This window comes from Salinicola sp. CR57 (genome assembly GCF_003206585.1).
Classification (GTDB): Bacteria; Pseudomonadota; Gammaproteobacteria; order Pseudomonadales; family Halomonadaceae; genus Salinicola; species Salinicola lusitanus.
Genome location: NZ_PZJL01000008.1, coordinates 93,286 through 100,378, shown reverse-complemented (window position 1 = coordinate 100,378; position 7,093 = coordinate 93,286). Strand labels below are relative to the sequence as shown.

General features: G+C 67.2%; 7 protein-coding genes. 1 reads left to right on the top strand and 6 read right to left on the bottom strand.

Going from position 1 to position 7,093, the window contains the following annotated elements:
- Window positions 1-16 precede the first annotated feature (16 nt).
- From coq7 to purD, 4 genes are all read right to left on the bottom strand, one after another.
- Window positions 17-658, bottom strand: a complete 642-nt coding sequence (coq7, locus tag DOM56_RS14495; protein ID WP_110709809.1) for a 2-polyprenyl-3-methyl-6-methoxy-1,4-benzoquinone monooxygenase — start codon at window positions 656-658, stop codon at window positions 17-19.
- Between the two features lie 43 nt (window positions 659-701).
- Window positions 702-1,046 carry a histidine triad nucleotide-binding protein gene (locus tag DOM56_RS14490; protein ID WP_110709808.1) on the bottom strand — a complete coding sequence of 115 codons (345 nt, stop codon included), beginning with the start codon at window positions 1,044-1,046 and terminating at the stop codon, window positions 702-704.
- 44 nt (window positions 1,047-1,090) lie between these two features.
- The gene (locus DOM56_RS14485; RefSeq protein ID WP_110602564.1) at window positions 1,091-1,963 is read right to left on the bottom strand and encodes a phosphoribulokinase; all 873 of its coding nucleotides are present in this window, start codon (window positions 1,961-1,963) and stop codon (window positions 1,091-1,093) included.
- 153 nt (window positions 1,964-2,116) lie between these two features.
- Complete coding sequence (purD, locus tag DOM56_RS14480; protein ID WP_110602562.1) at window positions 2,117-3,412, bottom strand: phosphoribosylamine--glycine ligase; 1,296 nt, start codon at window positions 3,410-3,412, stop codon at window positions 2,117-2,119.
- A gap of 149 nt (window positions 3,413-3,561) precedes the next feature.
- On the opposite strand from purD, the gene DOM56_RS14475 reads away from it, so the two are divergent.
- Window positions 3,562-4,272: a 16S rRNA (uracil(1498)-N(3))-methyltransferase gene (locus DOM56_RS14475; protein ID WP_110709807.1), complete on the top strand. Its 711-nt coding sequence runs from the start codon at window positions 3,562-3,564 to the stop codon at window positions 4,270-4,272.
- Window positions 4,273-4,324: 52 nt separating this feature from the next.
- Here DOM56_RS14475 and DOM56_RS14470 read toward each other — a convergent pair whose 3' ends face one another.
- Window positions 4,325-4,777, bottom strand: coding sequence for a hypothetical protein (locus DOM56_RS14470; RefSeq protein ID WP_110709806.1), 453 nt, complete (start codon window positions 4,775-4,777; stop codon window positions 4,325-4,327).
- Window positions 4,774-7,038: a flagellar biosynthesis protein FlhF gene (gene flhF, locus DOM56_RS14465; protein WP_110709805.1), complete on the bottom strand. Its 2,265-nt coding sequence runs from the start codon at window positions 7,036-7,038 to the stop codon at window positions 4,774-4,776. The genes DOM56_RS14470 and flhF overlap by 4 nt, the downstream gene beginning before the upstream one ends.
- Window positions 7,039-7,093: the final 55 nt, after the last annotated feature.

Sequence of the window (7,093 nt, the reverse complement as noted above, 5' to 3'; positions counted from 1 at the left end):
GCCCGTAGCCCGTAGCTCAGATCCGATAGACGCTCTTGGTCATCACCTTCGACATCAGCCGCATGCCCCATTTCACCGGTAGCGGGAAGCGACTGCCGCCGGACTCCAGCGCCCAGCGTTCGTGCTGCGCCTCGTCGATGCGCATCTGCTCGAGCACCGCCCGCGAGCGCTTGTCATCGATCGGCAGCTTGCGCAGATGGGCCTCGAGATGCCGCCCCACCTGCTCTTCCGTGGCGGCGACGAATCCCAGACTGAGCCGGTCGCCGATCGCCCCGGCGACCGCGCCCAATCCGAACGAAGCCGCGTAGAACGCCGGATTGAGATAGCTGGTACGGCTGTCGAGCTCCTGCAGCCGCTGATCGCACCAGGCCAGATGATCGATCTCCTCCGCGGCCGCCTCTTCCATGCGCTCGCGGGTTTCGGTCAGCTTGGCCGTCAGCCCCTGGCCCTGGTAGAGCGCCTGGGCACAGACCTCACCGGTGTGGTTGATCCGCATCAGCCCCGCCACGTGATGGCGCTGCTCGTCGTCGAGCGCGCCAGCCGGCTGGACGTTGGCCGGCGACGGCCGGCTAGGCTGGGCCGCCCTGGGCACCAGCGTGCGCAGCACCGTATCGAACTGGTGGATCAGGTTGTCGGCGCGGGAAATCTTGCGAGTCATCGGAACCTCCTTGTTGACGCCACTCGGACGAGCAGACCGGTTGTCAGCCTGGCGGCCACTGCATGCGACGCCCGCCCAGCAAGTGCATATGGATATGATAGACCGATTGCCCGCCCGCCTCGTTGCAGTTCATCACCACGCGATAGCCCTCCTCGGCGAACCCGAGCTCCTTGGCCAGCTTGGCGGCGGTGTACTGCAGTCGGCCGATCAGGGCCAGATCGCCCTCCTCGATGTCATTCAAGGTGGCGATGGGCTTCTTGGGAATGATCAGGATGTGCGTGGGTGCCTTCGGGTCGATATCGTTGAAGGCGAGCACCTCGTCATCCTCGTAGACGATATCCGCCGGTATCTCGCGATCGATGATCTTGCTGAAGAGTGTCGGTTCCATGATAGCTCCTGATGTCGGCGTGAGGGATCGGTCGGCGGCCAGGCTCAGCGGAAGCGACGCTGGGCCAGCAGTTGGCGCACCTGGGGCGCAAGGATCAGGTCCATCGCCAGCGACAGGCGCGCCCCCGGGACGACCAGCGTATTGGGTCGGCTCATGAAGGCATCATGGATCATGGTGACCAGGTAGGGGAAGTCGACGGCCGCCGGATCCCGGAACCGGATGACCACGAACGATTCGCCATCGTTGGGCACGTCCTGCAGCTCGAAGGGATTCGAGGTATCGACCGTCGGCACGCGCTGGAAATTGATGTGCGTGCGCGACAGCTGGGGCTGGATGTAGCGCACGTAGTCGTGCATGCGCCCCAGGATGGTGTCGATGACCGCCTCCTGGGAGTAGCCGCGCAGCTTGGTATCGCGGTCGATCTTCTGCAGCCATTCGAGATTGATCGTAGGTGCCACCCCGATCAGCATGTCGACGTGCCTGGCGATGTCGACCTCATGGGTCACCAGGCCACCGTGCAGCCCCTCGTAGAGCATCAGGTCCGTGCCGCTGGGGATCGGCTGCCAGTCGGTGAAGGTCCCGACCTGCCAGCCCGCCTCGATCATGCGCTTGTCCTCGGCATGAATGTAGTGGCGATAGGTGCCCTTGCCGTTCTCGCCGTACTCCTGGAACAGCGCATCGAGACGGTCGAGCAGGTTGGCATTGACCGAGAAGTGGGAGAGCTCCGCCTTGCGTTCCGGCTCGACCTGCAGGATCTGCGCCAGTTCCGCCCGCGAGTAGCGATGGAAGGCGTCACCGTCGATGAACGCGGCATGTACGTCCTCGCGAGCGAACATCCGCTCGAAAGTACGCTTGACCGTGGTAGTCCCCGCGCCGGAGGAACCTGTCACCGCAATGATCGGAAATTCACGCGACATGCAGAACCTCGTCATTCAGCATGCTCGACCGGCTAGCGCAGAGACCCGCCACAATGCCGCGGCGACTCGCGCGTTCGAGTCGCTCTCCGATCGTTGATCGATGCCTCACTTGCTGCATGGCGGATTTTCCTTGTTGCTAGAGCGACCGTTTTTTCACGACGGCTGACGCTCTCGGGCGATGGCGCGATAAGCGATATCGCGCCGGTACTCGGCGCCGGGCCAGCGCACCACGTCGAGACCGGCGTAAGCCTGTGCCGCCGCGGCGCCGACCGTCTCGCCGAGAGCGGTAACACATAGCACGCGCCCACCGCTGGTGACGACGCGACCATCGTCGCTCATGCGGGTACCGGCGTGGAAGACCTTGCAGCCGGCCGCGTCAGCCGCCTCGAGCCCGGTGATCTCGTCACCCTTGCGGTAGCTGCCGGGATACCCCTCCGCCGCCAGCACCACGCCGACAGCGGCGCGCGAATCCCACTCGCACTCGACCTGATCGAGCTGGCGCGCGAGCGCCGCCTGGCACAGTGCCACCAAGTCGCTTTTCAAGCGCATCAGGATCGGCTGGGTTTCCGGGTCGCCGAAGCGGCAGTTGTACTCGATCACCTTGGGGGCGCCTTCGGCGTCGATCATCAGGCCGGCATAGAGAAAACCGGTGTAGGGATGCCCCTCGCTGGCCATGCCACGGACGGTGGGCAGAATCACCTCGTCCATGATGCGCCGGTAGACGCTTTCGGTGACCACGGGGGCCGGCGAGTAGGCACCCATGCCGCCAGTGTTGGGGCCGGTGTCGCCATCGCCCGCCCGCTTGTGGTCCTGGCTGGTGGCCATCGGCAGCACGTGCTCGCCGTCGACCATGACGATGAAGCTCGCTTCCTCGCCGTCGAGAAACTCCTCGATCACGACCCGCGCCCCGGCGTCACCAAAGGCGTTGTCCTCGAGCATGTCGCGAATCGCCGCTTCGGCTTCGGCTTCGGTCATCGCCACGACCACGCCCTTGCCCGCCGCCAGGCCATCGGCCTTGATCACGATCGGTGCGCCCATCTGCTCGAGATAGGCCAGGGCGGGCGTGACGTCGCTGAAGGTTTGATAGTCGGCGGAAGGGATCGCATGGCGCGCCAGGAAGTCCTTGGTGAACGCCTTGGAGCCCTCGAGCTGGGCGGCGCCCTCGCTCGGGCCGAAGATCGCCAGTCCGGCCGCCTGGAAAGCGTCGACGACGCCGGCGACGAGAGGGGCTTCCGGACCGACGATCGTCAACTCGACGGCGTTGTCGCGGGCGAAGGCGATCAGCGCCTCGCTCTCCATGACGTCGATGGCCACGTTGGTCAGACCGGGCTCCCGCGCGGTGCCGGCATTCCCCGGCGCCACGAACACCGTCTCGACCTGCGGCGATTGCGCCACTTTCCATGCCAGCGCATGTTCGCGCCCGCCCCCGCCAATGATCAGAACCTTCATCGCTAGCCTTCTTCTGGAACTGTGACTGAATGCATGGGCGCATTATGTCAGAAAGGCCAGGCGCTCGCCGCTGTGTTCAGGCCCCCCGGCTTCAGGCAGAATGATCGCCCTGCCCGATTCTCCGTCACGATGCGCCGACCCGCTACCTCATGAACCTGATTCTGCTGCAGCCCGACGAGTGGCTGGACGACACTCACGCCACCGTCCGTGATCCGCGCCGCCTGCGCCACCTCGTCGACGTCCACCGCGCCGCACCCGGCGACAGCCTGACCGTTGGCGCCCTGGATGGCCTGATGGGCCGCGGGGAACTGCTCGCGTTGAGCGACAGCGAAGCGCGGTTCCGGGTTACCCTCGAACGCGAGCCACCGGCGCCACTGCCGGTCCATCTGCTGCTGGCACTGCCCCGCCCGCGGATGCTGGCGAGGACGCTGGAGCACGTCTCGGCGCTCGGGGTCAAACGCGTGAGCTTGATGCATACCCGGCGTGTCGAGAAGAGCTACTGGCAATCCCCCGAACTGAAGCCGGAGAAGATCCGCCAGCACTTGCTGCTCGGGCTGGAACAGGCGCGCGATACCCGGCTGCCGGAGATCACGCTGGAGACTCGGTTCAAGCCGTTCGTGGAAGATCGACTGCCAGCTCTGCTCGAGGGCCGGCGTGGGCTGCTGGCGCACCCCGGACTGGCCCAGGCCTGCCCTCGCGCCATCACCGAGCCGACGCTGCTGGCGATCGGCCCGGAGGGCGGCTTCGTCGATTACGAGGTCGAAAAGTTCCTCGAGCTGGGCTTCGAGGGGATTCATCTGGGAGAGCGCATTCTGCGCGTGGAAACCGCCGTCACCGCGCTGCTCGCGCGACTCTTCTGAGGCGGCGATCCATCCCGTCGGATAGCCGTGCCAACGGCAGCGGCGAGCGGCATCAACCCGCCGATGCCCGGACCTTCGGTGAATATCGACTCAGCCAGCTTGCGGGGTCGCGAATCAGCTCGATACCGAGAAATCGGGCCGCGGTGACGCCGAGATTATCGAGCAGGCGAGCGCTCTCTTCGTCCAGCGCCGGGAAGAAGGTGCCGCCACGGGAGTCGTGCAACCAGCACAGCACGGGGACCCGGGCGCGGCCGGCGGGAACCGCCAGCTTGAGCCGCCGATAGAGATCCGCCACGTCGAGCCTTGTCGTATCCACCCACAGCAACCAACCGACCGGAGACATCCCCGCTTCGTGCTCTCCCAGCGCCAGCCAGGTTCTGCCTTCCGGGGCGGGCAGCGTGGCCAGTGCCCGCCCCAGCGCATCGTCCCCCGGCTCGCCTAATACCCGCAGGGGGACCGCAGCGGGGCTCAGCCGGGCGCGCAAGCCGGCCGCCTGGTCGCTCACGCCGCCACGGCCACATCGGCAGACGTGACCACTCCCGCCCGCGCCAGCGCGGCATGCGCGCTCAGCGTATCCATGAGCGCCTCCAGCAGCGCCTTGGGACGCCGTCCACAGCGACGCTGGGCAATCCCCGACAAGCTGGCCCGGACATCCATCGCCCAGGCCTGCTCCTCTTCGCTCAGCCGTAGCGCCAGCGCTGCCAGCATCGCGGCCAGGTGCCAGCGCTGCTCGCTGTCGTGGGTCACCAGGCCGCGATCGACCAGAATCCGATCCGCCTGCCGCGTCATGCCGGGCAGGGCATCGCCGGCAAGTGCCGATGGCAGCCGCGAGGCGGCATCGAACCCGGCTTGTGCCGTGCCGAGCCAGTAACGGCTCGCCAACCGGCGGCCGTCGTCACGATCGCGGACTTCGCCATGCCAGGCCACGACCGGCAGCGCGTGAGTATCCTGGCGACGCTGGCTGAGGCTCGTCTCCAGTCGTGTCACATGAAGGTCCGCCGCGCGGCCCTGATGGCGCACCGGCCATTTGCCCACCTTCTCGCCCAGCGCCATCGCCTGGGATAACGCCAGCCATTCGCCAGCGAGACGCAAGCGGCGACTTCCCGTGACCGATGCCAGCCAGCCCTGCCCCTGGCTATCGAGATCCTCGAGCTCGGCGACATTCGGCAGCTGCGCGAACAGATGCCAGCCGACGCCGAGCGGCCGCGCCCACTCCAGCTGACCGCGCTGGCCGGCCGGCAGCCGGTGGCGCGGCCAGGCCAGCGGCTGCGGCATGCCGTGATGATCCAGCGAGATCAGCGGCATCGCCCGGTCGCCACCGCTGACATTGCCACTCTTGGACCAGTACAGCGCATGGGCACTCCGGCTGGAGGCCACCAGCCGCTGCTGAGTCATGTCGTCCATGAGTCGCGCAAAATCGCCGGCGGCGGCCCCGACGCGATTGGCGCGATGCCAGACCTGTTCGAGCAACGCCATGCCCAGGTTGTGCTGCCTCAAGGTAGCGAGTGTCGTCTCCAGTGCCCCGCCCTGACGCAGCACGCCGCGGGAGAGCGCCTGCTGGCGGGCCCGCGGCAGTGGCAGCGCCTCCGTTTCCCGAAGCTCGTCGAAGGGCGACTCGCCCGCCAGCGACAGCGCTTCGGCGAGCAGCACATCGGCCTCCACCCGCTCGAGATCCTCCGGCACGCGTTGACCGCGAGAGACGTAACAGAGCTTGAGACGATGCCGCATGACCACATCGAGCACGCTGCCCAGTCGCGCCGCCTCGTCGAGCTTGGTCAGGATGCAGCCCCACAGCGGCGCCCCGGCATCCAGCGACGCCTGCTGCCAGGCTTCGATGACCTGCGCCAGGGTATCGCCGTGGCTGGCGGCGTTGAGCACGAGTACGCGCCTTGCCGGCGCGGGCCCCTCGGCCAGGCGAGAGATCTCCCCCACCAGCCGCTGGTCGCGCTGACTCATGCCGACGGTATCGATCACCGTCAGCTTTTTCCCTGCGCTGCGTGACAGCAGGGCGCGACGCGGCTGTGTCAGTCTGGCGACCAGCTCCCCCAGGTCGCCATCCTCCTCGAGCGCGTGGACCTCGGTTCCGAGTAGCCTGGCGTAGATTCGCAACTGCTCCGCGGCGCCGATGCGGTAGCTGTCCGTGGTCACCAAGGCCACGTCCTTGGGTCCGTGGCGCATCACGTAGCGAGAGGCCAGCTTGGCCGTGGTGGTGGTCTTGCCGACGCCGGTGGGGCCGACCAGCGCGAACACCCCGCCCTCGGCGAACAGCGCGTCCTCGTCCTCCAGCCAGGCCAGCCGCGAGCGCAGCTGGCGCAGCAGCCAGGCTTCCACGAGAGGAGATTCAGGCGTCTCCTCGTGCAACTCCTCCGGCGGGTCCTGGAGAATGTCATCGGCCAGCGATGCGCTGAACCCCGCCTGCACCAGGCGTCGGCGCAACGAGGCCGTGAGCGATGGAGAATCGGTCCGCGGGGATGAGGCGTTGTCGCGCAGCAGCGCGCGCACGTCATCCAGCAACCGGCGGTTGAGCGCCTCGAGCGTCTCCACCGTGGGCGTGGCGGCAGGCTCCGGCACGGCGGTCGCCGCGGGACTCACCTGCGACTCGAGACCGGCCAGCGCCTGCTCATGGGCCTGCTCCGGCATGGCGATGATCTCGACACCCCCTTCGACCGCACGGTTGGAGAGGATCAGCACCTGATCCCCCAGTGCCGACCTCACCTGACGCATGGCCTCGCGGCTGTTACTGGCTATGAAACGTTGGACGCCCATGACTTCCTCGATGGTTCGGGGCAGTCCGCCAGAAGTCGCCGACCGCCACTGAAGA